This is a genomic window from Kitasatospora sp. NPDC092948 (genome assembly GCF_044754805.1).
Taxonomy (GTDB): Bacteria; Actinomycetota; Actinomycetes; order Streptomycetales; family Streptomycetaceae; genus Kitasatospora.
Genome location: NZ_JBIVPU010000002.1, coordinates 757,109 through 782,389 on the forward strand (window position 1 = coordinate 757,109; position 25,281 = coordinate 782,389).

Below are 25,281 nucleotides of genomic sequence, written 5' to 3' on the forward strand. Positions count from 1 at the left end.
CACAGCGCCCCTGACCTCGCGCTATTGATGCCACGTCAGGGGCGACCGGCAGAACGGCGGAAGTGCCGGGACTGCCGCTCAGCGCAGCGGGGTGACGCCCATCGCCCGGGACAGCCGTAGCGCCTCCCGCCAGTGCCCGACGGCGAGGCCGGGCGCGCCGAGCGCGGACTGTGCGCGGCCGAGGGCCAGCAGGGCGCGCGCCTCGCCGGGCAGGTGGCCGGTCTCGCGGTGCACGGCGAGCGCCTCGTGGCCGCTGTCCAGCGCCGCCCACGGCCGGTCCAGCCTGGTGCGGACGCAGGTCAGCGCGGTGAGCGCGTTGCCTTCGAGCATGCGGAAACCGGCCGTGCGGGCGAGTCGGAGAGCGCTTTCCGCATGCTGTAGCGCGGCCTGTGGATCGGTCTCGGACCGGGTGGTGGCGAGGCCGATCAGCGCGACGGCCTGCGGGTGCCGGTCGTCGGAGGCCTCGGCGAGGCGCAGTGCCTCCCGGTAGCCGGCGGCCGCGTCGGTCCGGCAGTGCGCGCGTTCCTGCGCGGCGGCCAGCGCGAGGTGGGCATTGGCCTCCAGCGCGAAGTGGCCCACGGTGCGGGCGGCGGCGATCGCGGCGCGGGCGATCAGCCGTCCGGCGGCCGGGTCGCCGAGGTCGGTGCGCGCGCCGGAGAGGCAGGTCAGCGCCACCGCCTCGCTGAAGGTGTTGCCGGTGCTGCGGTGCATGGGCAGCGTCGCGTCGAGCAGCCGGACCGCGTCGGCGGGACGGCCCAGGGCGCGGCGGACGGCGGCCAGGTTGGTGCGGTCGATGGCCTCCTCGGCGTAGGCGCCGCTCTCGTGGTGCAGCCGGGCGGCCCGGGTGAAGTGCTCGGCCGCCTGCTGGAGCCGGCCGAGCTTCCCGCAGATCAGCCCGAGGACGGTGAGGTCGTCCGGGTGTCCCGCACCGGTCGTGGCGGGCTGCCGGACGGCCGGTCGTCGGACGGCGGCGGGGAAGCCAGCGGAGGGGAAACCGCTGCCGGGGAAGCCGGTGGCGCCGTCCGGCCGGACGGCGGCGGCGGCCGGGCCCTCGGGCCGGGTGCCGGACGTCCGCTGCCGTGCGGCGTCCGGCTCCTGGCGTTCGGTCAACTCGCGGGCGTGGGCGCGCAGCAGCCCGGGCAGCGCGTACCGGCCGGCGGGGTGCTCGCGCAGCAGGTGGGCGTCGGCGAGGGTGCGCAGCAGCGCGGCCGCCCCGGCGGGGTCGGCCTCGGCGAGGGCGGCGGCGGCGTCGACGGTGGTGTCCGGGCCGGGCAGCAGGCCGAGCAGCCGGTACAGCCGCCGGGCGGGGGCAGGCAGCGCCCGGTAGGACAGGTCGAACGCGGCCCGGACGGTCGAGCGCGGGTCGCCCTCGACGTGCAGCAGGTCGAGCAGGTCGCCGTCGGCCTGCCGGGCGCAGTGGTCGGCGATGCTGCCGTCCCGGGCGGCCAGGTCGGCGGCGACAGCGCGGACGGCCAGCGGCAGCCCGTCGCAGAGTTCGACCAGGCGGCGGGCGGCGTCGGGTTCGGCGGCGACCCGGCAGGCGCCGACGATGCCGGCGAGCAGCTCGCGGGCCTCGTCCGGGCCGAGCCCGGCCAGCGCCAGGCGTCGGGCGCCGTCGCCGGCGACCAGCCCGGTCAGGCGGTGGCGGCCGGTGACGACGACGGCGCAGCTGCGGGTGCCGGGCAGCAGCGGCCGGACCTGCTCGGGGTCGCGGGCGTTGTCCAGCACGATCAGCGTGCGCCGGTCGGCGAGCAGGGTGCGGTAGAGCGCGGCGGCCTCGTCCTGGTCGGCGGGGAGCCGGTCGGGCGGGGCGCCGAGGGCGCGCAGGAACCGGGCGAGCACGTCGGCGGGCCGCAGCGCGGGCTGCGCGGAGTGGCCGCGCAGGTCGATGTACAGCTGCCCGTCGGGGAAGTGCGCGCGGCGGGTGTGCGCCCAGTGCACGGCGAGCGCGGTCTTGCCGATGCCGGGCGGGCCGACCACGGTGACCAGGCGCGGCTGCGGTCCGGTGGCCAGCAGGCCGTCCAGGGCGCGGAGTTCGGCCGGACGTCCGACGTACGGGCCGCTCTCGGCGGGCAGTTGGGCCGGGGTGTCGCGTTCCACCCGTACCGGTGAAGGGAGTTGACGTCGCAGCACGCGCAGGTGGGCGTCGTCCACCTCCGGGCCGGGGGCGATGCCGAGTTCCTCGTCGAGGCGCTCGCGCAGGCGGTGGAACACGTCGAGTGCGGCGGCCTGTTCGCCGTCGCCGGCCAGCGCGAGGATCAGCCGGGCGTGCAGCCCCTCGTGCAGCGGCTCGGCGTGCACCAGGTCCCACAGCCGGGGGACGGCGTCGGCGGGCCGGTGGAGCAGCAGGGCGGTGTCGGCGTGCAGCAGGGCGGCGCGGATCCGCCGTTCGCCCGCCGCGACGGCGGCGGGGTGCCGGCGCAGCGCGAGGTCCGCGTCCGCCAGCACCGGCCCGCGCCACCAGTCCAACGCCTTGGCCAGCGTCTCGTGGAGGGTCGCCGGGTCCGGCGCGTGGTGCGTGCAGACGGTGCGGGCCAGCAGGGCGTCGAAGCGGCCGAGATCGGTGTCCTGCGGGTCGGCCGTCAGCCGGTAGCCGGTCGGCGTGCGGGCCACCCCGCCGGGGCCGTCGGCCGCGAGCAGGCGGCGGGCCTGGCTGACGTACGTGTGCACCAGGCTCTGCTGCGACTCCGGCGGCCCGTCCGGCCACAGCGTGTCGGTGATCTCCGGCAGGGTGGCCGGTTCGGGGTGCTTGAGCGCCAGCAGGCCGAGCAGGCGGCGCAGCATCGGGCTGCTGACGGGGACGGTCCCGTCGCCCCGGCGCAGTGCCAGCGGCCCGAGCACCAGCAGCCGCGGCCGGTCCGCCGACTCCGGCTGCGGCTCGGCGAGTTCGGCCAGCTCCGCGCCGGTCAGCGCGAGCGCCTCGGCCAGCCGGCGCAGCGTCCCCGGCCGGGGTGTGGCAACCCGGCCCTGTTCGAGGTCGCGCAGCCCCCGGGCACTGAGCCCGGCCCGTGCGGCGGCAGCCTGCTGGCTCAGCCCGGCCCGTTGGCGCAATGCCCGCAGCCTGGGGCCGAACGGAGCCCCGCCGACCGCTGCCGCTCCTGCCATCGCGTCCCCTTCGTCCGGCCCGACGGCAAGTCTGGCCGCGCCGCCCGCGCCGGGCAAGGGAGGAACGGCCCGGTCCACCGCACCGGTGCACGCTGCCACCGGACTTGACGCCCCACCGGCTCCTGCGGGGCGCCGATGGGCCGCCGGCATGAATTCCGGATCCGGCAGGCCGCTCCGCCGGAGTCCCGGCCGCCGGGCTGCCGATGCTGATGCCATGTCCCATCACCTCAGCGGCCCCGACCTCCGCTCGCCCCTGGACGATGCCCGCCTCGACATGACGGACCTGTTCGCCTTCGCCGCCCCCGGCGACCGGACGGTGCTGATCCTCGACGTGAACCCGCTCGCCCCCGCCGGCGGCCGGTCGTTCCACCCGGACGCCGTCTACCGCATCAACGTCGACACCGACGGCGACCACCGGGCCGACGTGGCGTACAGCTTCGTCTTCTCGCCGTACGCCGACGGCCGGCAGACCGTCACCGTCCGCCGGGCCACCGGTGAGCAGGCCCGCGAGCACGACGCCGCGGGCCAGGAGCTCTTCACCGACCTGCCGGTGGAGTTCGGCGCCGAGCACACCGCGGCCGAGTCCGGCCCGTACCGGTGCTACGTCGGGTACCGCAGCGACCCGTTCTTCGCCGATCTGGACGGCATCGTCGCCAAGTTCCGGTGGACCGGCGTGGACTGGGGTGCCGACAAGAACGTGTTCGCCATGGCGCTGGAGGCGCCGAACGCCGAACTCGGCCCGCGCCCCGAGATCGGCGTGTGGGGCCGGGTCAGCGTCCGCCGGGACGGCCGGCTGAGGTCCGTCGACCGGGGCGCGCACCCGTCCCTGACGGCCTACTTCAACGCCGAGGAGGTCAAGGACGCGTACAACGCGGGCGAACCCGCCGACGACTGGGCCACCTACCGCGAACCCTGGTCCGCCGTCCTCCAGCACTTCGGCGGCTACCACCCGCAGGCCGCCGAGCAGGCCCTGCGGGTCGTCCTGCCCGACATCCTGCGCTACGACCGCGGCAGGCCCGCCGCCTACCCCAACGGCCGCACCCTGACCGACGACGTCACCTCGGCCCGCCTCGCCATGCTCACCGGTGGCAAGGTCCCCACCGACCACATCGGCCCGCACACCGACCTGCTGCCGCACTTCCCCTACCTCGGCGCCCCGCACCCGGCCTGACCGACCGAGCCCGCCGGGGCGCACCCGAAGCCGGACGTCCTGGTCGGCGCCGACGCCGACGCCGTTGCCCGCGTCGACCGTTCGGGCGCCCCGTGGCGGGCCGACGGCCGTCACTGCCTCGTGCAGGTCGCGGTCCGCCGGGAGCCGACGGCTACTTGAACCACACCCGCACGCCCCCGTGGCCGGAGCACGTCCCGGATCCGGCGCTCGCGGACATCGAGATGCTGCCGTCCTTGCAGACCGCCGTCTCGCCCGGCTGCTCGGGCGTCTCGCCGCGGTCCCAGCCGCAGTAGCCCACCGTGTGCGCCTTGCACGATCCGGTCGGGTGCGGCGTGTCCGCCGGGGCGGGCGGCGTGCTGCGGGCGTCGGCCGCCGGGGCCTCGACCGGTGCCTGGGTCGGAGCCTGGGTCGACGGGGCGGCACTCGGCGCGGGCGCCTCCGTCGTCGCCGCGGGCGTCTCCGGGGCGGGCGTCTCCGGGGCGGCCCCGGGGCAGTCCTCCTCGTTCTTCACCACGGACAGCTTCACCGTCAGGTTCTTCACCGACGGCGCGCCCGCGGCGGGCTCCTGCGAGCAGACCTTCCAGTTGCTCTTCACGATCACGCTGCGCGGGGACGAACCGCCGGCCTTCACGTCCAGCAGCGTGACGTCCTTCGCCGACTTCAGGGCGTCCTTCGCCTTGTCCCCGTGCATCCCGACGACGTCGGGCACCGCCTGGGCCGTCCCGCCCTCGGCCGGCTCGCACCCCGACACCCAGAGCACGGCGGCCGCCGCGACCAGCCCCGCCCCGAGCTTCCTGCCCAGCGATTCCGGCAACTGGCGACCACGGAAAGTCCACTTGTTCTTCACAGCGGATGAACATACCGTCATCCGACTGCGACACCGACCGGACTATCCGACGGTCCGACCGCCGCACGCCGTGCACTCCCGGCCCGCATCCGTGCACCGGTACCGGAGACAGCCGAGGCAGATGGCGATGTTCTCCACCCGCCACCGCTCCCCGTGGCAGGCGCAGCGCACCCGCGGGAGCAGCATCGCGGACCACCCCTCGGCGCCGCCGATGCCCCGGTACGAGGCGTCCAGGTAGGCGAGGGTGAGCTCGTCGAGGAGGCGGCCCTCCCGCTCGACGGCGAACCGCCACAGGTGGGCGGCGAAGAACGCGGTGCCGGTGACGAGCAGGTCGTCCGCCCGGTCACGGCCCGCCCAGGCGGCGACCGCGCGGGCCAGCCGGTCCTCGAACGGCGTCCCCGGCTGCAGGACCACCGCGTTGCCGCCGATCGCCGGCCCCGCCCCTTGCGCGTCCAACTTCCCGTCCCTGCACGATCGTTCGGCCCGCAGCGGCCACTCGGCCGGGATCATCCTCGCCGGAGACCCGCCCGATGTCGAGACCTCCCGGCCGGCCTTCCGACGAGCCTTCCGACGGGCCTCCCGGCCGGCCTTCCGGCGTGACCTGCGCAGCGGGCGATCCGGTCCGGACACGACCGTTTTCGGGGCCCGGGAAGCAGTGCCAAAAGCCCGCAAAGCGAGCGCTTGACAGTCCATTCTGGGCGGGTGACCCGGCTCCCGACGCGATCCGCTCAGCACAGCCGCCCGGCGGGCGGAGTCACACTCCACCAACAGCCCTCGCACCCGGCGCAGGACGACAGAGCCGGGTCCCCGTCGCTCAACCGGGAGGCTTCAGCATGAGCCCGACAGGCGCATGTCCAAGAGTGTTCATAGTCGGGGCGGGCCTGGCCGGCACCGCCACGGCGATCCGACTGCTCCACTTCGCGCGCGAGCCGCTCGAAATCGTCCTGCTCGAACGGCGCGCCGACTACCGGTCCGCCGGCGTCGCCTACCACCGGGACGGCAACCCCTGGGACCACGTGTTCAACATCCAGGCGGGCCGGATGTCGGTGTTCCGCGAGGACGTCCTCGACTTCCTCCACTGGGCCAACCGGGAGGCCGACCGCAGCGACTGGCCCGCCCCCTGGGACGCGTTCGAGTTCGTCGAGCAGGGCCCGGCCCCCCGGCGGATCTTCCAGGACTACCTGACCGACCGCCTGGCCGAGGCCGCCCGGGAAGCCTGCCCCGGCGTCGTGCTCGTCGAGCTGGACGGCGAAGCACTCGACCTCGAAGTACGGCCCGATGGAGTCGAGTTGACGCTGCACCGGCCCGCCGAGGGCAGTCTCGGAGCCGGGTCGACCGTGCTGTCCGCCGAGCACGCCGTGCTCGCGACCGGCCTCGAACTCAGGGATCCTCCCTTCGCCGCCGAGGTCCTCACCCACCCGTCCTTCGTGCGGAACCCGTACTCCGCGGCCGGCGTCCGAAAGCTCGAAACCCTCCCGCCCGAGGCGACCGTCGCGATCGTCGGATCGGTGCTGAGCGCGTACGACTCGGCGGGCCTGCTGCTGCGCCAGGGCCACACCGGGAGGATCCGGCTGATCTCCCGGACCGGGACGATGTTCTGGACGTACCCCGGCGGGCACGAGCACGGGGTCTTACAACTGCCCTGCCCGAAAGCCCTGTTGGAGCCGTACCGGAACCGCGAGGAGTTCCTCGACCGGGTCCGCTCCGAGTGGGAGGCGGCGCGCGCGACGGTCCTCCAGGACCACCCGGACCTCGACCCGAGGGTGGTGGTGGAGCGGGTGGCCAAGGCCTGGGAACCGCACCTCCCGGAGGCCATCGACCGCATCCCGTCCGCCGAACTGCGAAGCCTGCTGGACGAGTTCGGCACCTCGATCGCCGCGCTCCGGGTCGGCGCGGTGGAGTACACGACGGCGATCATCCAGCAGGCGATGCACGCGGAGGACGGGCCGGCCGAGCTGGTCGTCGGCGCCGTGCGGGCCATCACGCCGACGGAATCGGGGCGGCTGACCGTCTCGGTCGCGGGCCCGGACGGCCAACACGCCGTCGAGGCCGACCTGGTGGTGTCCAACTTCGGCCGGGAGTCGGACTACAGCAGGGTCCGCCAGCCGCTCTGGCGGAACCTCCTCCGGAAGGGGCTCGCCGCCCCCCACGAGCGCACCGGCCGCGGCGTGGAGGTCGACGCCCGGGGCACGCTGCTGCGCCCCGGCGGGGAGCCGGCCGGCCCGATCTCCGCGGTCGGCGTGCTGCGGGAGGGCGACGAGATCGTGCGCAACGGCCGGACGGGCGCGTTCGCCTTCAATCTCGCCGCCATCAAGAACCAGTCGATCTCGGTCGCCGCGCAGGTGGTCGAGCAACTGGAACTGCCGGACGCCGGCCCGGCCGAGGAAATGGCTCAATTCCGTGTCCACGTCAGCAATATTGAGGAAGCAACCCCGGCCGGATTCGAGGAGGCTGTGATCCTGGAGGTGAGGAGGTTGGCCACGCGCACCCGGCGTGAGCGAGAACTGCTCGATTCCCGATTGGACGCCTGTATCCGCTCCATGGTCGAACCTCTTCCCCTCCCCACGGCTGCTTCCCGTCGACACCGCCTGATCAGGGCGGTCGTCAACCGGGCCGCCGTCGAACGGCTCACGGATGTCAGCGTGACGCCACGTCAGCTGCGTCGACAACTGGGGATAGCGAACGCCGCAGATCTGGAGGATTAGTTGAACGGGCGACGGATTCAAGGATTCCTATTGGCCGGTGGCGTCCAGAGCGTGTTGCGAGGCACCTGTAACCGCACCAGAAATCCACTCGACGGATCCATTCTCGTCGCCCCTTCCCTCGAAGCGGCCCTGTACGACGCGATCGTGGCGGCCCGCGCGGTCGTCTGCAGTTCGGGCGGGCTGACCGGCCACATGCAGTCCCTCTGCCGCGGCCGGGGCATACCCGTGCTCCGCGTCGACCGGGCCGACCTCGACGACCTGGTCGGCGAGGTGACACTGCACCTGGAGAGCCAGACCATCGTCATCGGGTCCGACGCGAGCACCGGGACGTCGGACCCGGAGACCGGGACGTCCTCACTGGACGACCTCGGCTCGGCCTGCGCGGTCATCGCCGACCTGCAGGACATCCGCACCATCAACTCGTCCGGACCGAACGCGAAACGGGTCGAGTCCTTCTTCATCCGCGAGGAGTTCCTCTGCCTGGCGGCGGGCCTGCGACCGCTCGACGCCCTGCACGGCGGCCCCGCCGACATCGCCGCCTACGGGCGGGCCGTCGCGGACCGGCTGTGCACCTTCGTCGAGGCGCTCCTGCCCGACCAGCGGCTGGTCCTGCGACTGCTCGACCTCCGCTCCGACCACGCCGCCGGCGTCACCGAACTGGCCCCGGTCGCGGTCGAACCCAACCCCGAACTCGGCCTGCACGGCGCCCGCTGGCTGCTGGGCTCCGCCGCCTACCGGGACGCCCTGCACGCCGTCCTCGGCACCCTGCGGACGCAACTCGGCGACGACGCGCGGCGCGTGCACCTCTCCATCCCGTTCCTCAACGACGCCGAGGAGTTCGCCCAGCTCAGAACACACCTGGAGATCCCGGCCGACGTGCCCGTGGCCGCCTTCATCGAAACCCCCGCCGCAGTGCACGCCACCCCGGCCATCTGCGCAGCGGGCGCCAGCGAACTGTTCGTCGGCACCAAGGACCTCGTCCAGTTCTACCTCGCCGCCGACCGCACCAACCACCTGGTCGCCGACTCCTACCAAACCCGCCACCCGGCCGTCCTGGACGGCCTGCGCCGCGTCGTGGAATCCGCCCGCGCAGCAGCCACCCCCGTCCGGGTCTTCGCCCTGGGCGCCGACCTCGACCACTACCTCGACCGCCTGCCCACCCCGGACGGCTACATGATGTGCACCGCCGAACTCCGCCAGGTGGTCCTCCAGTCCTGACCCCGCCGACCGCCCCCGAGCATCCGGACAACGCAAAAGCCCCAGGTCGGTGACCTGGGGCTTTCTGCTGGAGCGGGCGACGAGAATCGAACTCGCGCTCTAAGCTTGGGAAGCTCATGTTCTACCATTAAACTACGCCCGCATCTGACGAGCCGTCAGGGACGGATCGATCAAGCACCACTGTACCCCATGCGGCGGGGCGGGAGTGCCGGGTTCGGGGCGGCGGCGAGCCTCGTGGAATGGTGTCCGGTTGATCCCCTAATGTGCCGCTGTCGGCGGAATGGTGGGAAGGGGACCGATGGAGCAGCGCACCGTGGTTCGTTGTGCCGAGGGGCATGTGTTCAGTACGGCCGCGTTTCCGATGCAGCAGTTGCAGGCGGGGCGGTTGGGGCCGGGGCGGTTGCTGCGGTGCCCGGGGTGCGGGCGGTTGCGGAATTCGGTGCCGGCGGACGTGTCGGAACTCTCGGCGTCCCAACTGGGGCGCGGCGCACGGCGGTAGGCGGTCCGGGCGGTCATCGGAGCAGGTCCACGGGGCGGGCGCTTTTGGGCGGCCCGCCCCGTGGCACGTACCCTCGGGAACGTGCTGCTCTCTGACAATGACATCCGTAGCGAGATCGACAAGGGGCGGGTCGTCATCGACCCGTTCGACCCGTCGATGATCCAGCCGTCGAGCATCGACGTCCGCCTCGACCGGTTCTTCCGGGTCTTCGAGAACCACCGGTACCCGCACATCGACCCCTCCGAGGAGCAGCCGGACCTGACCCGGCTGGTGGAGCCGGACGGCGATGACGCGTTCATCCTGCACCCGGGCGAGTTCGTGCTGGCGTCCACCTACGAGGTGATCACGCTGCCGAACGACGTGGCGTCGCGCCTGGAGGGCAAGTCCAGCCTGGGCCGGCTCGGCCTGCTGACCCACTCGACCGCGGGCTTCATCGACCCGGGCTTCAGCGGCCACGTGACGCTGGAGCTGTCGAACGTGGCGACGCTGCCGATCAAGCTGTACCCGGGGATGAAGATCGGCCAGCTGTGCCTGTTCCGGCTCTCCTCGCCGGCCGAGCACCCGTACGGCTCGGAGCGCTACGGCTCCCGGTACCAGGGCCAGCGCGGCCCGACCCCGTCCCGGTCGTTCCAGAACTTCCACCGCACCGAGGTCTGAGCCGCTTCGGCAGAGCGCACGGACACACAAGGAGGGCCGACCCCGCAGTTCGGGGCCGGCCCTTCCGCGTACGGTCGGCCGCGTACGGTCGGCCGCGCGCGGCCGGGCGCCCGCGGTCAGGCGCGCTTCGGGCTGGTCCGGGCGACCAGCTCGGTGCCGTCCGCGGAGAGCGTCAACTCGGTGCGCAGCTCGGCGAGTTCGCCGAGGTGGTGGAGGTGGGTGCCGCCGCACGGGATCTCCGCGGCGCCGTCCGGGAGCTCGGCGTGCCAGCGGCGGCGGGCGGTGAGCTCGGGGCCGGGGACGTCGATCCGGACGGCCGCGTCGGCGGCGACCCAGGCGGCTAGCCGGGCGTTGACGTCCGCGGTGAGGGCGGGCAGCGCGTCGGCGAGGGCCGGGAGCTCCTCGGTGGCGTCGACGGTGAAGCCCTTCTTCTTCAGCGACTTGCCGATCCGGTAGGTGTCGGTGCTGGCTTCGGTGTCCATCACCGAGGTGTCCATGGCGAGGCTGTCGAAGTCCGGGTGCCCGAAGGCGTCGGCACGGCCCGGGTCCTTGCGCCAGCGCGGCGCGAGCGCGGCGTTCAGGGCGAGCGCCAGCAGGTGGCAGCCGGTGTGCGCGGCGGACAGCAGCGCCCGGCGCTCCGCGTCGACGGCGAGTTCGGCGGTGCGGCCGACGGCCTCCGGGCCGAGCGCGCCAGCCGGCAGCACGTGCAGCACCAGCCAGGACCACTCCTCGTCCCCGCGCCGGACCGGAATGTCGGCGCCGGCCGCGAACTCGCCGTCCGGGCCGTGGCCGCCGGTGAGGCAGTCGACGACGGGGTGCGCGGTGCCGTCGACGGTGAGGGTGCCGAGGTCGGCGGGCTGGTCGGGCCAGGTGTGGTCGACCGGGTGGAACGGGGTGGCCTCGGTGACCACGGCGGTGCGCCCGTCCGGCAGGGCGTGCACGGCGAGGATCGGCGAGACGCCGGTCACCGCCCCGGCCGGGAAGCTGACGTGGGTGGTGGGCAGGCTCATGCGCGGGCTCCGGGCGGGATCTGAGGGTGGGCCGAACACCCCACCCTACAAAAATCCCAGCATCCGGACGCCCTTGGTCCCGCGCCCGCCGGGCGACAGGCGACGCGGCGCGGCGCGGCGGGCCGCAGACGACGGGCGACGCGACGGGCCGCAGACGACGGGCCGGGGCTCAGCCCAGCGTGGGCAGCTTGATCAGCACCAGCAGCGCGAGCAGCTGCACCGCCGCCGCGCCGGCCGCCTTGCCCCAGGGCAGGTCGTGGATCCGCCGCACCAGGATGGTCAGCAGCACCGCGCAGCCCACCCAGGTCGCCCAGCCGACGGCCTGCACCACCGGGTTGTCGCCGGGCAGGAACAGCGCGAGCAGCAGCCGCGGGGCGTCGGTGGTCCAGCTGACCAGCACGGCCAGGCCGACCGTCGACTGCCAGGGGCCGTCGCCGCCGAACTGCCGGGCCAGCGCGTAGGTGACGGCGCTGAGGATGCCGCCGGCCACCGTGAAGCCGATCGCGGCGGCGGCGATCGCCCACAGCGCGACCGCGAAGGTCGAGCGCGTCACCTCGTCGTAGGTGCTGTCGAGGGCGAACACCGCGAGCACGCCGTACAGCAGCGACACGGTCAGCGCGGGCAGCCACACCTGGTGGTCGCGCATCCGGTCGAAAGTCGCGCTCGGACGGCGGTAGATCCCGGCGAGCAGCTCCCGCCAGGGCAGCCGGGGCCCGCCGAGGTGCGGCGCGGCCTGCCCGCCGGCCCGGTAGACGGCGACGTTGTCCTCGACCGGGTAGCCGCCCCCGTCGTACTGCTGCTGGTAGTAGCCGCCGTCCTGGCCGCCGTACGGATCGCCCTGGGGCTGCTCGTAGGAGGCCTCGTACGGGGCCTCGTACGGCTGCTCGCCGACCGCGAAGGCCTTGGTGTGGCCGGGCCGGTCACCGGCGTAGCGATCGTCGGACCAGCCGGGGGTGGGGGCGGTGAAGTACTCGGGGCCGCCGGTGGGCGCGCCGCGGTACGGGTCGCCCTGCGGGGTGCCCGATTGGGGTGCCGTCCAGCCGTGTCGGGGGTCGGCGCCCCGTCCGTCGTCGTGTCGATTGCCAGCCACGCCATGACGGTACCCGCAAGGACCGACCCCGGTCGGGTGATCATGACGGCCCGGCCGGATTGCAGCCGTCCTGTGACGCGCCCGCACGGGGCGTGGGTCGGCCGTCCTGTGACGCGACCGCGCGGGGCGTGGGTCGGCCGTCCTGTGACGCGACCGCACGGGGCGTGGGTCAGCCTGCGACGCGGGTGCCGGGCGCGTGCACCGCGGCGGCGTTGGTCAGGCCGGCCTCGCAGCCGCCGGGGCCGGCGGACAGGCGCACGGCGCCGACCGGCAGCCGGGTGCCGCAGGCGATCCGCAGGCCGTTGGAGAGCTCGTTCTCGGCCTCCAGGGTGGCGCCGTCGCCGATCACCACGCCGTCCAGCGAGCAGCGCTCACCGATCTCGGCGAAGGCGCCGACGATGGAGTCCTTGACGTACGCGCCGGCCTTGATACGGGCGCCCTGGAGCACCACGCTGCCCTCGACGATGGCGCCGGCGGCGATCTCGGCGCCCTCGGAGACCACGGTGCCGGAGCTGAGCACGGCGGCCGGGTCGACCTGCGAGCCGGGCAGCAGCAGGGCCTCGCCGGTCGGGCCGGGGACGGCCGGGGAGTCGACCTTGCCGAGCACCAGGTCGGCGGAGCCGCGGACGAACGCGGCGGGGGTGCCGAGGTCCAGCCAGTAGGAGGTGTCGACGACGCCGCGCAGCAGGGCGCCGGTCTCGAGCAGCTCGGGGAAGGTCTCGCGCTCGACGGAGACCTCGCGGCCGGTCGGGATGCGGTCGATCACCGAACGGGTGAAGACGTAGCAGCCGGCGTTGATCTGGTCGGTGACGATCTGCTCGGGAGTCTCGGGCTTCTCCAGGAAGGTGAGCACCCGGCCGCTCTCGTCGGTCGGCACCAGGCCGAAGGCACGCGGATCGGCCACCCGGGTGAGATGCAGGGTGACATCGGCGCCGGAGGCGATGTGCTCGTCGCGCAGGCCGGCGATGTCCAGGCCGGACAGGATGTCGCCGTTGAAGATGAGCACCGGCTCGTCGGGGCCGCAGGTCAGGCCGGCCGCGGCGTTGCGGATGGCGCCGCCGGTGCCCAGCGGCTCGTCCTCGGTGAGGTAGACCAGTTCGATGCCGTACGGGCTGCCGTCCTTGAAGTGGTCGACGAAGACGTCGGCCAGGTAGGAGGTGGCGAGCACGACGCGGGTGACACCGGCGGCGGCGGCGCGGGCCAGCTGGTGGGCGATGAACGGGACACCGGCCACGGGCAGCATGGGCTTCGGCGTGTGGGTGGTCAACGGGCGCAGTCGTGTGCCCTTGCCGCCGACCAACATGATCGCCTCGGTCATGTCTTATCTCCCCTGGGCAGATTCCGGCGGCCCGGCTCGACAGGGTCCGGTGCGCTGCTCGGTGACTGTGGTCGGACCAGTATCTGGTGGCCTCCGACGGAACCGGCACCTCACCCGGCCCCGCCGCATACTCTATTTGCCCAAACAGCGTGTCAAAACCACTGCACCCGTCGGGCAGCCGTACGGACGTCGGCCGGGCCGGGCCGTCCCTGGGGCCGGTCGGACCATTCCCGTCGGATCGGCGCGCGGCGTCGGGCGGGAATTGTCGGACCGGCCCTAAGGAAGCAGCCAGGCGCGTTCGGCGGCCGTCCCGGCACTGGTACCGCCGGAACCGTTCAGCTGCGCGACGGCGGTGGCGGGCAGTGCCTGGTTCCAGACCTGGACGTCGGAGATCGCGCCGTCCCAGAAGTCGCTCCAGGTGTTCTTGTAGCGCACCCGGCCGAGCTGGAGTCCGCCGGTGGTCTGCCAGACGCCCTGGACCGCGGTGGTCTGCTGGAGCACCCCGTCGACGTACAGCGTGATCTTCTTGGCGCCCGCGTCGTAGACGCCGGTGAGCAGCGTCCACCGGCCGGTGGTGGCGGCCCCGGCAGCGGTGGAGAAGGCCTGGTAGGTGGTGTTGTCCTGGGCTCCGGCGGCGGTCTGGACCTTGAACACCCACTGGTTGTGGGTGCCCCAGTCGTCGCGGCCCAAGTAGAAGGAGTAGTAGCTGTCGCTGCCCTGGCTGACCACGGCCCGGCCGCCGGTCGGGGCGTTGTTGCGGACCACCGCCGAGACGGTGAAGGACCGGGAGGTGTCGACCACCGGGCTGCCGCTGTCCGCCCAGCCGTCGGCGAAGCCGTGCAGGACCAGGGTCGGCCCGGTGTGGCCTGCGGTGCTGCCGACCGAGGCGCTGCCGCCGAGGGTGAGCCCGGGCAGCGTCGGCGCGGGGGCGTTCGGCGGTGCGGCGGGGCCGTCGGTGGACTTGGCGCCGGCCGGGGCGGACGCCGGGCCCGAGGGCTGCGCGGAGCCGGACGGCGAGGCCGAGGCGGAGGCGGACGGGGAGGGGGACGCCGAGGCCGAGTCGGACGGGCCGGGGCTGTCGGAGGCGGGCCCGTCGGGCTGGGCGGTGACGGCGGGCGCGGAACCGGTTCCGGGCCGGTCGGACGGCCCGGACAGTGCGACGGCGGCGGCGACCAGGCCGCCGATCAGGGCCACGCCGAGCGCGCCGGCGCCGATCCGCAGCCGCAGCCGGCGGCGCCGGTGCTCGCGCTCGTTGGCCTCCGCGAGCGCTGCCCAGTCGGGGCCGCCGCCGGTCACCGGCGGCAGTTGGTGGGGCCCGCCGCCGAAGCCGCCGGACCCCGGTGTTCCCCCGTCAGCAGTCATGCGGCAGATGCTAGGTCATCGATGATCAGCCGGAACGCCGGGACCCCGGAGCCGCAACGGGCGTCCGGGGTCCGGGGAATGAGCGGGTGTCAGGCCTCGACCGGCTCCGCCTCGGCGGCGGGCGCGGCCTTGACCGACTCCAGCAGCAGCTGGGCGACGTCGACGACCTTCAGGTGCTCCTTGGCGGCGCCCTCGTTCTTCTTGCCGTTGACCGAGTCGGAGAGCATCACCAGGCAGAACGGGCAGGCGGTGGAGACGATGTCCGGGTTGAGGGACAGCGCCTCGTCCACGCGCTCGGTGTTGATCCGCTTGCCGATCCGCTCCTCCATCCACATCCGCGCGCCGCCGGCGCCGCAGCAGAAGCCGCGCTCCTTGTGGCGGTGCATCTCCTCGTTGCGCAGGCCGGGCACCTTGCCGATGATCTCGCGCGGCGGGGTGTAGACCTTGTTGTGCCGGCCGAGGTAGCACGGGTCGTGGTAGGTGATCAGGCCTTCCACCGGGTTGACCGGCAGCAGCTTGCCCTCGTCGATCAGGTGCTGCAGCAGCTGGGTGTGGTGGATGACCTCGAAGTGGCCGCCGAGCTGCGGGTACTCGTTGGCGATGGTGTTGAAGCAGTGCGGGCAGGTGGCGACGATCCGCTTGGTCGGCGCGTCCTCCAGCGCGGCGTTCAGGGTCTCGACGTTCTGCGCGCCGAGCATCTGGAACAGGAACTCGTTGCCCAGGCGGCGCGGGGAGTCACCGGTGCAGGTCTCCTCCTTGCCGAGGATCGCGAACTTGACGCCCGCGGTGTGCAGCAGCTCGGCGAAGGCCTTGGTGGTCTTCTTCGCCCGGTCCTCCAGGGCGCCGGCGCAGCCGACCCAGTACAGGTACTCGACCTCGGCGGGGTCGATGTCCTCGCCGATCACCGGCACCTCGATGCCGGTCTCCTTCTTCAGCTCCTTGACCCAGTCCAGGCGCGCCTTGGTGGCCAGGCCCCACGGGTTGCCCTTGTTCTCCAGGTTCTTGAGCATCGTCCCGGCCTCGGTCGGGAAGCTGCTCTCGATCATCACCTGGTAGCGGCGCATGTCGACGATGTGGTCGATGTGCTCGATGTCGACCGGGCACTGCTCGACGCAGGCGCCGCAGGTGGTGCAGGACCACAGCACGTCGGGGTCGATGACGCCGTTCTCCTCGGCGGTGCCGATCAGCGGGCGCTCGGCCTCGGCGAGGGCCTCCGCGGACACCCCGGCGAGCTGCTCGGCCGTCGCCTTCTCCGTCCCCTCCATGTCCTTGCCGCCACCGGCGAGCAGGTAGGGGGCCTTGGCGTAGGCGTGCTCGCGCAGGCTCATGATCAGCAGCTTGGGCGACAGCGGCTTGCCGGTGTTCCAGGCGGGGCACTGCGACTGGCAGCGGCCGCACTCGGTGCAGGTGGAGAAGTCGAGGATGCCCTTCCAGGAGAAGTGCTCGACCTGCGAGACGCCGAACACCGCGTCGTCGGCCGGGTCCTCGAAGTCGATCGGGGCGCCGTTGCTGGTCATCGGACGCAGGGCGCCCAGCGCGACGTCGCCGTCCTCCTCGCGCTTGAAGTAGATGTTGAAGAAGCCCAGGAAGCGGTGCCAGGCGACGCCCATCGACGGGTTGACGCCGATGGTGATGGCCCACGCGAAGGAGATGCAGATCTTCAGCATCGCGAAGAGGTAGATCAGGTTGACCAGGGTGCCGTGGGCGGTGCCCTCGAACGCGGCGACGATCGGGTACGAGATCAGGTACGTCGGGTCGTAGGAGGTGACGCCTTCGAGGGCGCCCTCCAGGCCGCGCAGCATCATGATGCACAGGCCGATGCCGAGGATCGTGTACTCGACGTAGAACGCCTGCCAGGCGATCGAGCCGGCGAACCGGGACTTGCGGCCGGCCCGGGAGGGCAGGCTGAGCAGGCGGATCACGATCAGGGTGAGGATGCCCAGGGTGGTCAGCGTGCCGATCAGCTCGACGAAGACGTTCCACACCAGCCAGTGGCCGATGATCGGCAGTGCGAACTCGGCGTCGAAGAGCTGGCCGAAGGCGTTGACCAGGGTGAGCACCAGCGAGAAGAAGCCGACCGCGACGAACCAGTGGGCGACGCCGACCACGCCCCAGCGGTTCATCCGGGTGTGGCCGAGGAACTCCTTGGCCACGGTGGCCACGCGCTGTGCGGGCTGCCCGAATCGGGTGCTGTCGGCGGAGCCGGTGCGCACCACCTTGTAGATGTACAGCGCCGCCCGGGCGGCGAGCGCGGTGCCGATCACAAACGTGACCAGCGAGATGACGATCGCTGCTAGCTGCATCGGCTCTCCGTCTCCAGCGGCTATGGTCCGAATCCTGCCCAGAGTGTACTGGTCGGTAACTTTCCGGGTCGACGGGCCGGACATTACCGCGCGTGAACACCCCCCAGAAGATGTTCAAGGTATGGCGGCAGTCACTATGCCCGGACTCACCCGCCCGGAGCAGCCGAAAGGCCCGCTTCGGGCGACCCTCGACATAAGCGCTCAGTAAAGTTGAGCGCCACCGACTCAAAGCTGTTGACGCTTCCCGATCCGTCATGCATCCTTGAGCCTGTATTACTCAACTTCTCCCCGGAGGTATTCACGATGGCACGCGCGGTCGGCATCGACCTCGGTACGACGAACTCCGTCGTCAGTGTTCTTGAGGGCGGTGAGCCCACGGTCATCACCAACGCCGAGGGCGCTCGGACCACGCCGTCCGTCGTCGCCTTCGCCAAGAACGGCGAGGTGCTCGTCGGCGAGGTCGCCAAGCGGCAGGCGGTCACCAACGTCGACCGCACCATCCGCTCGGTCAAGCGCCACATGGGCACCGACTGGAAGATCGGCATCGACGGCAAGGACTTCACGCCGCAGCAGATCTCCGCCTTCGTCCTGCAGAAGCTCAAGCGGGACGCCGAGGCCTACCTGGGCGAGACGGTCACCGACGCCGTCATCACCGTCCCGGCCTACTTCAACGACTCCGAGCGCCAGGCCACCAAGGAGGCCGGCGAGATCGCGGGCCTGAACGTCCTGCGCATCGTCAACGAGCCGACCGCCGCCGCCCTGGCCTACGGCCTGGACAAGGACGACCAGACCATCCTGGTCTTCGACCTCGGTGGTGGCACCTTCGACGTCTCCCTGCTGGAGATCGGCGACGGCGTCGTCGAGGTCAAGGCGACCAACGGCGACAACCACCTCGGTGGCGACGACTGGGACCAGCGCGTCGTCGACCACCTGGTGAAGGTCTTCCAGGCCGGCCACGGCGTCGACCTGTCCAAGGACAAGATGGCCGTCCAGCGTCTGCGCGAGGCTGCCGAGAAGGCCAAGATCGAGCTGTCCTCCTCCTCGGAGACCTCGATCAACCTGCCCTACATCACGGCCTCCGCCGAGGGCCCGCTGCACCTGGACGAGAAGCTCACCCGCTCGCAGTTCCAGCAGCTCACCTCGGACCTGCTGGACCGCTGCAAGGTCCCGTTCCACAACGTCATCAAGGACGCCGGCATCCAGCTGTCCGAGATCGACCACGTGGTCCTGGTCGGCGGCTCGACCCGCATGCCGGCCGTCGCCGAGCTCGTCAAGGAGCTGACCGGCGGCAAGGACGCCAACAAGGGCGTCAACCCGGACGAGGTCGTCGCCATCGGCGCCTCCCTGCAGGCCGGTGTGCTGAAGGGCGAGGTCAAGGACGTCCTGCTGCTCGACGTCACCCCGCTGTCCCTGGGCATCGAGACCAAGGGCGGCATCATGACGAAGCTGATCGAGCGCAACACCACGATCCCGACCAAGCGCTCCGAGATCTTCACCACCGCCGAGGACAACCAGCCCTCCGTGCAGATCCAGGTCTACCAGGGCGAGCGCGAGATCGCGGCGTACAACAAGAAGCTCGGCATGTTCGAGCTGACCGGCCTGCCGCCGGCCCCCCGCGGCCTGCCGCAGATCGAGGTCACCTTCGACATCGACGCCAACGGCATCATGCACGTGGCCGCGAAGGACCTCGGCACCGGCAAGGAGCAGAAGATGACCGTCACCGGCGGCTCCTCGCTGCCGAAGGACGAGGTCAACCGCATGCGCGAGGAGGCCGAGCGCTACGCGGAGGAGGACCACAAGCGCCGCGAGGCCGTGGAGACCCGCAACCAGGGCGAGCAGCTCGTCTACTCGACCGAGAAGTTCATCGCCGACAACGCCGACAAGCTCCCGGCCGACGTCAAGACCGAGGTCGAGACCGCCATCTCCGAGCTCAAGGAAACCCTCAAGGGCGACGACATCGCGGCCATCCGCACCGCCACCGAGAAGGTCTCCACCACCGCCCAGAAGCTCGGCGCGGCGCTGTACGCGCAGGCCGACGGCGCGGGCGCGGCCACCGGTGCGGCCGGTGCCGGCGAGGCCGGCGCCAAGGACGACGACGTGGTCGACGCCGAGATCGTCGACGACGAGAAGCCCAAGGGCGGTGCGGCATGACGGAGAAGCCGCAGGGCGAGCAGCCCGGCGACGACTCCGCCGCCGAGGAAGCCGTGCTGAAGGCCGCCGAGGAGGCCGTCTCGGGCGCGGGTGCCGACGAGCTGGCCGCCGCCAAGCGCGAGGCCGGCGAGCGCACCGCCGACCTGCAGCGCCTCCAGGCGGAGTACCAGAACTACCGCAAGCGGGTCGAGCGCGACCGGGCCACCGTCCGGGAGATCGCGGTCTCCAACATCGTGGAATCGCTGATCCCGGTGCTGGACGACATCGGCCGGGCCCGTGAGCACGGCGAGGTGACGGGCGGCTTCAAGTCCGTCGCCGAGTCGCTGGAGACGGTCGTCGCCAAGCTCGGGCTGCAGCAGTTCGGCAAGGAGGGCGAGCCCTTCGACCCGACCATCCACGAGGCGCTGATGCACAGCTACTCGTCGGACGTCACGGAGGACACCTGCGTGCAGATCCTCCAGCCCGGGTACCGGATCGGCGAGCGGATCATCCGCCCGGCGATGGTCGCGGTCGCGGAGCCCCAGCCGGGCACCCAGACCACCGGCGAACCGGAGGGCGACAAGGCTGACGGTTCGTCCGACAGCTGAGTAGAGTCCCCGTGCGCTGCGGAGTCGTACGTCGTCCAGTACGGCGGCCGGCTCCGCAGCGCCGTATCCCGGGCTCTTCACAACAACACGATTCACCAACAGACTTCTAGGATTACGGGAGGTGGCGGTCAAAGGCCATGAGCGCTAAGGACTACGTGGAGAAGGACTACTACAAGGTCCTCGGCGTGCCCAAGGACGCCACCGCCGCCGAGATCAAGAAGACGTACCGCAAGCTGGCGCGCGAGTTCCATCCGGACGCCAACAAGGGTGACGCCAAGGCCGAGGAGCGGTTCAAGGACATCTCCGAGGCGTACGACGTGCTCTCCGACGAGAAGCGCCGCAAGGAGTACGACGAGGCACGCTCGCTGTTCGCCAACGGCGGCTTCCGTCCCGGCGGGGCGGGCGGCGCCGGCGGCTTCGACTTCGGCGACCTGTTCAACGGCGGGGCCGGCGGAGGCGGCGGGCTCGGCGACGTGTTCGGCGGCCTGTTCAACCGCGGCGGCCGGCAGACCGCGCAGCCGCGGCGCGGCGCGGACGTCGAGACCGAGGTCACCCTGAACTTCGAGGAGGCCGTGGACGGCGCGACGGTGCCGCTGCGGATGACCTCCCAGGCCGCCTGCCGCGCCTGTGCCGGCACCGGCGCCAAGACCGGCACCACCCCCCGGGTCTGCCCGACCTGTGTCGGCGCGGGCACCGTCAGCCGAGGCCAGGGCGCCTTCGCGCTCTCCGAGCCGTGCCGGGACTGCAAGGGCCGCGGCATGATCGTCGACGACCCGTGCACCGTCTGCCACGGCAGCGGCCGGGCCTCCTCGGCCCGCACCATGCAGGTCCGCATCCCGGCCGGTGTGCAGGACAGCCAGCGCATCCGGCTCAAGGGCAAGGGTGCCCAGGGCGAGCGCGGCGGCCAGCCCGGCGACCTCTACGTCACCGTGCACGTCGACCCGCACCCGGTGTTCGGGCGCAAGGGTGACAACCTCACCGTGACGGTGCCGGTCAGCTTCCCCGAGGCCGCGCTCGGCGGCACCATCGAGGTGCCGACCCTGAACGGCCCGGCCGTGAAGCTCAAGCTGCCCCCGGGCAGCGCCAACGGTCTGACCATGCGGGCCCGCGGCAAGGGCGCCACCCGTAAGGACGGCACCCGCGGCGACCTGCTGGTCACCGTCGAGGTCGTCGTCCCCAAAGTCATCAGCGGGGACGCGCTGAGCGCACTGGAGCAGTACCGCGAGGCCACCGCCTCGGACGACCCGCGAGCCGGCCTGTTCAAGGCGGCGGAGGGAGCGTGAGACCCCGATGAGTCCCCACCCAGACAGCCCGCACGCCAACGAGGGCCGGATCGGCGCCGGGATCGGCGAAGGCCTGCCCGGCGGCGGCCGCCGCACCCGCCCCGCCGGCCCGCCGACGTACGTCCTCACCGAGGACACCCCGGTCTACGTGATCTCGGTGGCCGCCGAACTCTCCGGCCTGCACCCGCAGACGCTGCGGCAGTACGACCGGCTCGGCCTGGTCTGCCCCGACCGCACCGCCGGGCGCGGGCGCCGCTACTCCGCGCGCGACATCCAGCAGCTGCGCGAGGTCCAGCGGCTCTCCCAGGACGAGGGCATCAACCTGGCGGGAATCAAGCGGATCATCGAACTGGAGAACCAGGTCGCGGCCCTGCAGTCCCGGGTCTCCGAGTTGGTCGACGCCCTGGAGGGCGCCGCCGCCACGCTCCAGCAGCGCGAGGCCGCCGTGCACGCCTCCTACCGTCGCGACCTGGTGCCCTATCAGCAGGTCCAGCAGTCCAGCGCGCTGGTGGTCTGGCGGCCCAAGCGCTGAACCCGGCCTTCCGGTAACCGACCGCCGACACCCCGAGCCGACGGGGGGTGCCGGCGGTTCGAGGTTCCGTGAGAGAGTTCCCCTGCGCCGGGTCCGGAGGGTCGGACCGGGCGATCCCTCCATCTCTTCGACAAAAGACTTGCCGCCTGGAATCCTGACAAGGAGGATCCCGGGTGTGATCGGATCGACGGCGAGGAGCCGCAAATGAGTGGAAAGGCTCCATTCGGCTCCGTGGCGGCGGGGACGACTACGGTCCTGACCTCGGAAGCCCGCGACCTGTACCTGCGGGTGGTCCGGGCCGGCGGGCAGCACCCGCAAACGGCCACCGACCCGGTGGAAGCAGCGGCATTGGCCGAACTCGTCGAACTCGGACTGCTCGTTCCGGACACCACCGAGGCCGGTCAGCTGATCGCAGTCGACCCGACCCAGCTCGCCGCCGGTTTGGCAAATACCTGGCAACGACAGGCTTTGGACCTGCTGGCCCGGACGACTTCCCTGCCGACCGAATTCCACGACCTTTTCCAGGCGTTCCACTCCCCCGCCGACATCGGCGGCTCGATCGAGTACGTCCGCGGAAAGGTGCTCATCAATCAGAAGATCCAGCAGTACGTCGATTCCGGAATGAAGGAGGCGCTCGCCCTCCAGCCCGGCGGCCCACGCCCGCCGGAATTGCTGGATGCCACCTTCGAGCGCGATCTCGGCAGCCTGGGCCGCGGCACGACGATGCGCACCATCTATCACGCGAGCACCCGCTACCATCAGCCCACTCGCGATTACGTCGCCAAGCTGACCAGGGCCGGCGGGCAGTACCGCACACTCGACGAGCCGTACGGCCGGCTGATCGTGCTGGACCGCCGTCTCGCCGTCATCCCGGTGGGTGACGACATGAACATGGCGGCATTCATCCACGAGCCGGCGATCGCCGCCTATCTCACGGACGCCGTCTTCGAACCGAGCTGGAACCGGGCGCTCACCTTCGACGGTGACCGCTCCGTGCCCCAACAGGTGGTGTCACGGCTGCGCCAGACCATCATCGAACTGCTGCTGGCGGGCACGAACCATCGTGTCATAGCGCGACGGCTCGGGATCAGCGAACGAACCCTCGCACGCCATATCGCGGAAATGCGGGAGGACTACAACGTCGACTCCCTCTTCCAGCTCGGTTACGTACTCGCCCAGGCGTCGGCCGCCTCCCAGCTCCCGGGCGAGTGACCGGGCAGACCGCCCGGCCTGTGGTCATCCCGGCATCCGTGCGGCCTGTTCAGCCGCTGGACTCGGTCCCCTGTCCGGGACGCCACAAGAGCACCGAATGACTCAGGCCCAGCCGATGTCCAAAGCGGAAGCCGCCATCGCCGGCTTCGCGACGGCGCCGTTTTCCGCCGCCGTTCCCGCGCCGGAACCGCTGAGCGCGACACCGGCCAGAACCGCCGCGCCGACTGCCAGCGGAATCAGCGCCTTCCGGACAAAACGCCTCATGCGAGACATACAACCTCCCCTGTCCCCGTTCTTGTCGTTGAACCGAATTCAAGGCTCAATCGGCACCAATAGTGCCGCAGTTCACTCAACCACGCCAAGAGTCCAGGCAGACTCGGTGCGTCATCTCGCTGCCAGGCAGCCACATGCCACCGGACAACTCTGGACGCAACCGCAGGTCACGATGGACGATCAGTTCGCTCTCAATGGGCTGGCAGGCCTACCACACTTGCCAATGCACCATCAATTCCCAGTTCAACAATGCACCCCAAGCCATCAGCTTGAGCAGCCACTGACCAACCGCCGCCGGCACTCGATCATCCGGACGGCCTGTCCCCGGAGCTGACAGATGAGAGAGTCCGAACTGCAGCACCAGACGCCCGCGAGCAGCGAAGGGCGACGCGCACGGGTCTTCCTCGCCGCGCCCCTGATGCGGCTGACCGGACCGGCGGACAGCGTGGTGACGCTGGCCAGCCGCACCAGGCTGACCACCCTGCGGAGCACGCTGCTGCGCAGCGGGGCCGCGGTGTACAGCGCCCACCACAGCGACGCGTGGACGGTGGCCGGGAAGGCGCCGGAGCAGCGGGTGCCCTCCGACTTCCGCGCCATGCAGAGCGCGGACCTGGTGTTCGCGTACGTCGGCGCCCCGCTCTCCGCCGGCGTGAGCCTGGAGCTGGGCTGGGCGTCGGCGCTGCGCAAGCCGATCGTGATGCTGGTGGACGAGGCGATCACCCACAACCCGCTGATCGCCACCATCGAGCAGGTCTCCCCCGTGCTGCCGCTGGTGTTCGACGACACCTGGTCGCAGGAGGCGCTGCACCACACCGTCGAGACCGCGCTGGACTGGGCCGGCATGGCGCTGTCGCTGCGCAGCGGCTTCTGGACCGCGCCGGGCGAGCAGTTCCCGCGCACCCGCCGCGAGCACACCGGCCCGTACGGCTTCTGGTCCCCGGAGATCGCCACCGGCTGACGGCCGGTCAGTCGGTCGCCGCCGGATCCTCGGACGCCCGCATCTGCCAGCCGAGCTGGAACAGCGTCTCCGCGTCGTGCAGTTCGCGCAGCCGGGAGATGTGACCCGCCACGGTCCGCTCCGACAGGCCGAGGCGGGAGGCGATCGAACGCTGCGTCAGGCCCTGGGCGAGCAGTCGGCCGACCTGTTCGTGGACCGGGACGACGCTCTCGCCCTCGCGGTCGGCGGAGCGCCAGCGGACCCGTTCGGCCCGCTCCCAGTCCCGTTCGAAGGCGGCGACCAGGAACGAGACCACCGCCGGGTCCTCGACCACCGCGGCGTTGGAGTTGTCCGCCGACGCCGGGACGACGGCGATCCGGCGGTCGAAGATCGCCATGCGGCTGAACGGCTCGCTCAGGGTGCGGAACCGTCCGCCCCACCCGGTGACGGTCTCCGCCCACTGCACCGTGGCCCCGTCGAGCAACGCGGCGGGCTCGTAGACCGTGTGCAGCACGGCGCCGCCGGTCAGGAAGCGGCGGACGCGCTCCAGCGAGTCGGCCCGGTGGTCGCCCGGGGACACCCCGCCGGGCCGCAGGGTGAGCATCTCCTCGGCCACCTCGGTCTCCAACTGCCGTACCCGCTCGCGGATCCGGTCGGTCCGCTCGATGTGCTGGACCACGCTGGAGCGGTCGGCGCGGCGCGGGGTGGCGTCGTAGGCGTGGATGAGGTCCCCCAGCAGGGCGGGCATCTCCTCGGCGCGCAGCAGCATCCGGGTGCCCTCGGCGCGGAGTTCGGTGCTGATCCGGTCGCCGACCGCACGCGGGTTGACGGCCGTCAGCGACCGGTCGGCCGCGTCGTGCACCAGCAGCCCGAGTTCCAGCAGCCGCAGCACCCCGGTCGAGTCCTGTTCGACCGCCTCGCGGAAGGCCACCCGTCCGCCCTGGTCCAGGATCTGCTGGTACAGCCGTCGTTCGGACTCGGTCGGCAGGGCGGCTCCGTTCGGCTCGGTCACAGGTCCCAC

20 protein-coding genes, 1 tRNA gene and 1 pseudogene are annotated in these 25,281 nt (G+C 72.1%); 11 read left to right on the plus strand and 11 right to left on the minus strand.

Features of this window, described 5'->3' with window-relative positions; genetic code table 11:
- Positions 1-78: 78 nt before the first annotated feature.
- Entirely contained in the window at positions 79-3,105 is a 3,027-nt protein-coding gene (locus ACIQF6_RS08310) for a BTAD domain-containing putative transcriptional regulator (RefSeq protein ID WP_400891617.1), read from the minus strand.
- Between the two features lie 214 nt (positions 3,106-3,319).
- Between ACIQF6_RS08310 and ACIQF6_RS08315 the strand changes: the two genes are divergently transcribed.
- Positions 3,320-4,276 carry a DUF4331 family protein gene (locus tag ACIQF6_RS08315; RefSeq protein ID WP_400891619.1) on the plus strand — a complete coding sequence of 319 codons (957 nt, stop codon included), beginning with the start codon at positions 3,320-3,322 and terminating at the stop codon, positions 4,274-4,276.
- 151 nt (positions 4,277-4,427) lie between these two features.
- Here ACIQF6_RS08315 and ACIQF6_RS08320 read toward each other — a convergent pair whose 3' ends face one another.
- On the minus strand, positions 4,428-5,123 hold the full coding sequence (locus ACIQF6_RS08320; RefSeq protein ID WP_400891622.1) for a DUF3761 domain-containing protein: 696 nt from the start codon (positions 5,121-5,123) through the stop codon (positions 4,428-4,430).
- A gap of 42 nt (positions 5,124-5,165) precedes the next feature.
- A complete protein-coding gene (locus ACIQF6_RS08325) occupies positions 5,166-5,579 on the minus strand; it encodes a hypothetical protein (protein WP_400891624.1) in 414 nt (137 codons plus the stop codon).
- A 377-nt stretch (positions 5,580-5,956) separates the two neighbouring features.
- Between ACIQF6_RS08325 and ACIQF6_RS08330 the strand changes: the two genes are divergently transcribed.
- Both ACIQF6_RS08330 and ACIQF6_RS08335 read left to right on the plus strand, forming a co-directional pair.
- Complete coding sequence (locus tag ACIQF6_RS08330) at positions 5,957-7,828, plus strand: FAD/NAD(P)-binding protein (protein WP_400891627.1); 1,872 nt, start codon at positions 5,957-5,959, stop codon at positions 7,826-7,828.
- Between the two features lie 51 nt (positions 7,829-7,879).
- Positions 7,880-9,046, plus strand: a complete 1,167-nt coding sequence (locus ACIQF6_RS08335; protein WP_400891629.1) for a putative PEP-binding protein — start codon at positions 7,880-7,882, stop codon at positions 9,044-9,046.
- A gap of 68 nt (positions 9,047-9,114) precedes the next feature.
- On the opposite strand, the gene ACIQF6_RS08340 is transcribed toward ACIQF6_RS08335, so the two are convergent.
- Positions 9,115-9,188, minus strand: a tRNA-Gly gene (locus tag ACIQF6_RS08340).
- Positions 9,189-9,326: 138 nt separating this feature from the next.
- Here ACIQF6_RS08340 and ACIQF6_RS08345 point away from each other — a divergent pair.
- A complete protein-coding gene (locus ACIQF6_RS08345) occupies positions 9,327-9,545 on the plus strand; it encodes a hypothetical protein (protein WP_400891631.1) in 219 nt (72 codons plus the stop codon).
- A gap of 81 nt (positions 9,546-9,626) precedes the next feature.
- Complete coding sequence (gene dcd / locus ACIQF6_RS08350; RefSeq protein ID WP_400891634.1) at positions 9,627-10,202, plus strand: dCTP deaminase; 576 nt, start codon at positions 9,627-9,629, stop codon at positions 10,200-10,202.
- 116 nt (positions 10,203-10,318) lie between these two features.
- Here the strand turns inward: dcd and ACIQF6_RS08355 are convergent, their stop codons facing one another.
- The 5 genes and pseudogenes from ACIQF6_RS08355 to ACIQF6_RS08375 form a co-directional block, all read right to left on the minus strand.
- Positions 10,319-11,212, minus strand: coding sequence for a metal-dependent hydrolase (locus ACIQF6_RS08355; protein WP_400891636.1), 894 nt, complete (start codon positions 11,210-11,212; stop codon positions 10,319-10,321).
- Positions 11,213-11,381: 169 nt separating this feature from the next.
- On the minus strand, positions 11,382-12,302 hold the full coding sequence (locus tag ACIQF6_RS08360) for a Yip1 family protein (RefSeq protein ID WP_400891638.1): 921 nt from the start codon (positions 12,300-12,302) through the stop codon (positions 11,382-11,384).
- A 244-nt stretch (positions 12,303-12,546) separates the two neighbouring features.
- Positions 12,547-13,620, minus strand: a pseudogene (locus tag ACIQF6_RS08365) (sugar phosphate nucleotidyltransferase); the annotation flags it as partial.
- Between the two features lie 276 nt (positions 13,621-13,896).
- Positions 13,897-14,982 (minus strand): LamG domain-containing protein, encoded by a 1,086-nt coding sequence (locus tag ACIQF6_RS08370; protein WP_400891640.1) that lies wholly within the window; start codon positions 14,980-14,982, stop codon positions 13,897-13,899.
- Positions 14,983-15,071: 89 nt separating this feature from the next.
- Positions 15,072-17,285, minus strand: a complete 2,214-nt coding sequence (locus tag ACIQF6_RS08375) for a (Fe-S)-binding protein (RefSeq protein ID WP_400891643.1) — start codon at positions 17,283-17,285, stop codon at positions 15,072-15,074.
- Positions 17,286-17,588: 303 nt separating this feature from the next.
- Between ACIQF6_RS08375 and dnaK the strand changes: the two genes are divergently transcribed.
- From dnaK to ACIQF6_RS08400, 5 genes are all read left to right on the plus strand, one after another.
- The gene (gene dnaK, locus ACIQF6_RS08380) at positions 17,589-19,436 is read left to right on the plus strand and encodes a molecular chaperone DnaK (RefSeq protein ID WP_400891646.1); all 1,848 of its coding nucleotides are present in this window, start codon (positions 17,589-17,591) and stop codon (positions 19,434-19,436) included.
- Positions 19,433-20,023 carry a nucleotide exchange factor GrpE gene (grpE, locus tag ACIQF6_RS08385; RefSeq protein ID WP_400891649.1) on the plus strand — a complete coding sequence of 197 codons (591 nt, stop codon included), beginning with the start codon at positions 19,433-19,435 and terminating at the stop codon, positions 20,021-20,023. The genes dnaK and grpE overlap by 4 nt, the downstream gene beginning before the upstream one ends.
- A gap of 137 nt (positions 20,024-20,160) precedes the next feature.
- The gene (dnaJ, locus tag ACIQF6_RS08390; RefSeq protein ID WP_400891652.1) at positions 20,161-21,306 is read left to right on the plus strand and encodes a molecular chaperone DnaJ; all 1,146 of its coding nucleotides are present in this window, start codon (positions 20,161-20,163) and stop codon (positions 21,304-21,306) included.
- A gap of 7 nt (positions 21,307-21,313) precedes the next feature.
- Positions 21,314-21,838, plus strand: a complete 525-nt coding sequence (locus ACIQF6_RS08395; RefSeq protein WP_400891655.1) for a heat shock protein transcriptional repressor HspR — start codon at positions 21,314-21,316, stop codon at positions 21,836-21,838.
- 204 nt (positions 21,839-22,042) lie between these two features.
- Positions 22,043-23,050 (plus strand): helix-turn-helix domain-containing protein, encoded by a 1,008-nt coding sequence (locus ACIQF6_RS08400; RefSeq protein WP_400891657.1) that lies wholly within the window; start codon positions 22,043-22,045, stop codon positions 23,048-23,050.
- Between the two features lie 102 nt (positions 23,051-23,152).
- Here the strand turns inward: ACIQF6_RS08400 and ACIQF6_RS08405 are convergent, their stop codons facing one another.
- Positions 23,153-23,314, minus strand: a complete 162-nt coding sequence (locus ACIQF6_RS08405) for a hypothetical protein (RefSeq protein ID WP_400891660.1) — start codon at positions 23,312-23,314, stop codon at positions 23,153-23,155.
- A 346-nt stretch (positions 23,315-23,660) separates the two neighbouring features.
- On the opposite strand from ACIQF6_RS08405, the gene ACIQF6_RS08410 reads away from it, so the two are divergent.
- Positions 23,661-24,281, plus strand: a complete 621-nt coding sequence (locus ACIQF6_RS08410; RefSeq protein ID WP_400891662.1) for a hypothetical protein — start codon at positions 23,661-23,663, stop codon at positions 24,279-24,281.
- A 7-nt stretch (positions 24,282-24,288) separates the two neighbouring features.
- On the opposite strand, the gene ACIQF6_RS08415 is transcribed toward ACIQF6_RS08410, so the two are convergent.
- Positions 24,289-25,272: a LuxR C-terminal-related transcriptional regulator gene (locus ACIQF6_RS08415; protein ID WP_400891665.1), complete on the minus strand. Its 984-nt coding sequence runs from the start codon at positions 25,270-25,272 to the stop codon at positions 24,289-24,291.
- Positions 25,273-25,281 lie beyond the last annotated feature (9 nt).

Excerpts from the sequence above, each read along its gene's own strand:
- ACIQF6_RS08310 (WP_400891617.1), bottom strand. The coding sequence starts at position 3,105 with ATGGCAGGAGCGGCAGCGGTCGGCGGGGCTCCGTTCGGCCCCAGGCTG.
- ACIQF6_RS08315 (WP_400891619.1), top strand. The coding sequence starts at position 3,320 with ATGTCCCATCACCTCAGCGGCCCCGACCTCCGCTCGCCCCTGGACGAT.
- ACIQF6_RS08330 (WP_400891627.1), top strand. The coding sequence starts at position 5,957 with ATGAGCCCGACAGGCGCATGTCCAAGAGTGTTCATAGTCGGGGCGGGC.
- ACIQF6_RS08345 (WP_400891631.1), top strand. The coding sequence starts at position 9,327 with ATGGTGGGAAGGGGACCGATGGAGCAGCGCACCGTGGTTCGTTGTGCC.
- ACIQF6_RS08355 (WP_400891636.1), bottom strand. The coding sequence starts at position 11,212 with ATGAGCCTGCCCACCACCCACGTCAGCTTCCCGGCCGGGGCGGTGACC.
- ACIQF6_RS08370 (WP_400891640.1), bottom strand. The coding sequence starts at position 14,982 with ATGACTGCTGACGGGGGAACACCGGGGTCCGGCGGCTTCGGCGGCGGG.
- ACIQF6_RS08375 (WP_400891643.1), bottom strand. The coding sequence starts at position 17,285 with ATGCAGCTAGCAGCGATCGTCATCTCGCTGGTCACGTTTGTGATCGGC.
- dnaK (WP_400891646.1), top strand. The coding sequence starts at position 17,589 with ATGGCACGCGCGGTCGGCATCGACCTCGGTACGACGAACTCCGTCGTC.
- grpE (WP_400891649.1), top strand. The coding sequence starts at position 19,433 with ATGACGGAGAAGCCGCAGGGCGAGCAGCCCGGCGACGACTCCGCCGCC.
- dnaJ (WP_400891652.1), top strand. The coding sequence starts at position 20,161 with ATGAGCGCTAAGGACTACGTGGAGAAGGACTACTACAAGGTCCTCGGC.
- ACIQF6_RS08395 (WP_400891655.1), top strand. The coding sequence starts at position 21,314 with ATGAGTCCCCACCCAGACAGCCCGCACGCCAACGAGGGCCGGATCGGC.
- ACIQF6_RS08400 (WP_400891657.1), top strand. The coding sequence starts at position 22,043 with ATGAGTGGAAAGGCTCCATTCGGCTCCGTGGCGGCGGGGACGACTACG.
- ACIQF6_RS08405 (WP_400891660.1), bottom strand. The coding sequence starts at position 23,314 with ATGAGGCGTTTTGTCCGGAAGGCGCTGATTCCGCTGGCAGTCGGCGCG.
- ACIQF6_RS08410 (WP_400891662.1), top strand. The coding sequence starts at position 23,661 with ATGAGAGAGTCCGAACTGCAGCACCAGACGCCCGCGAGCAGCGAAGGG.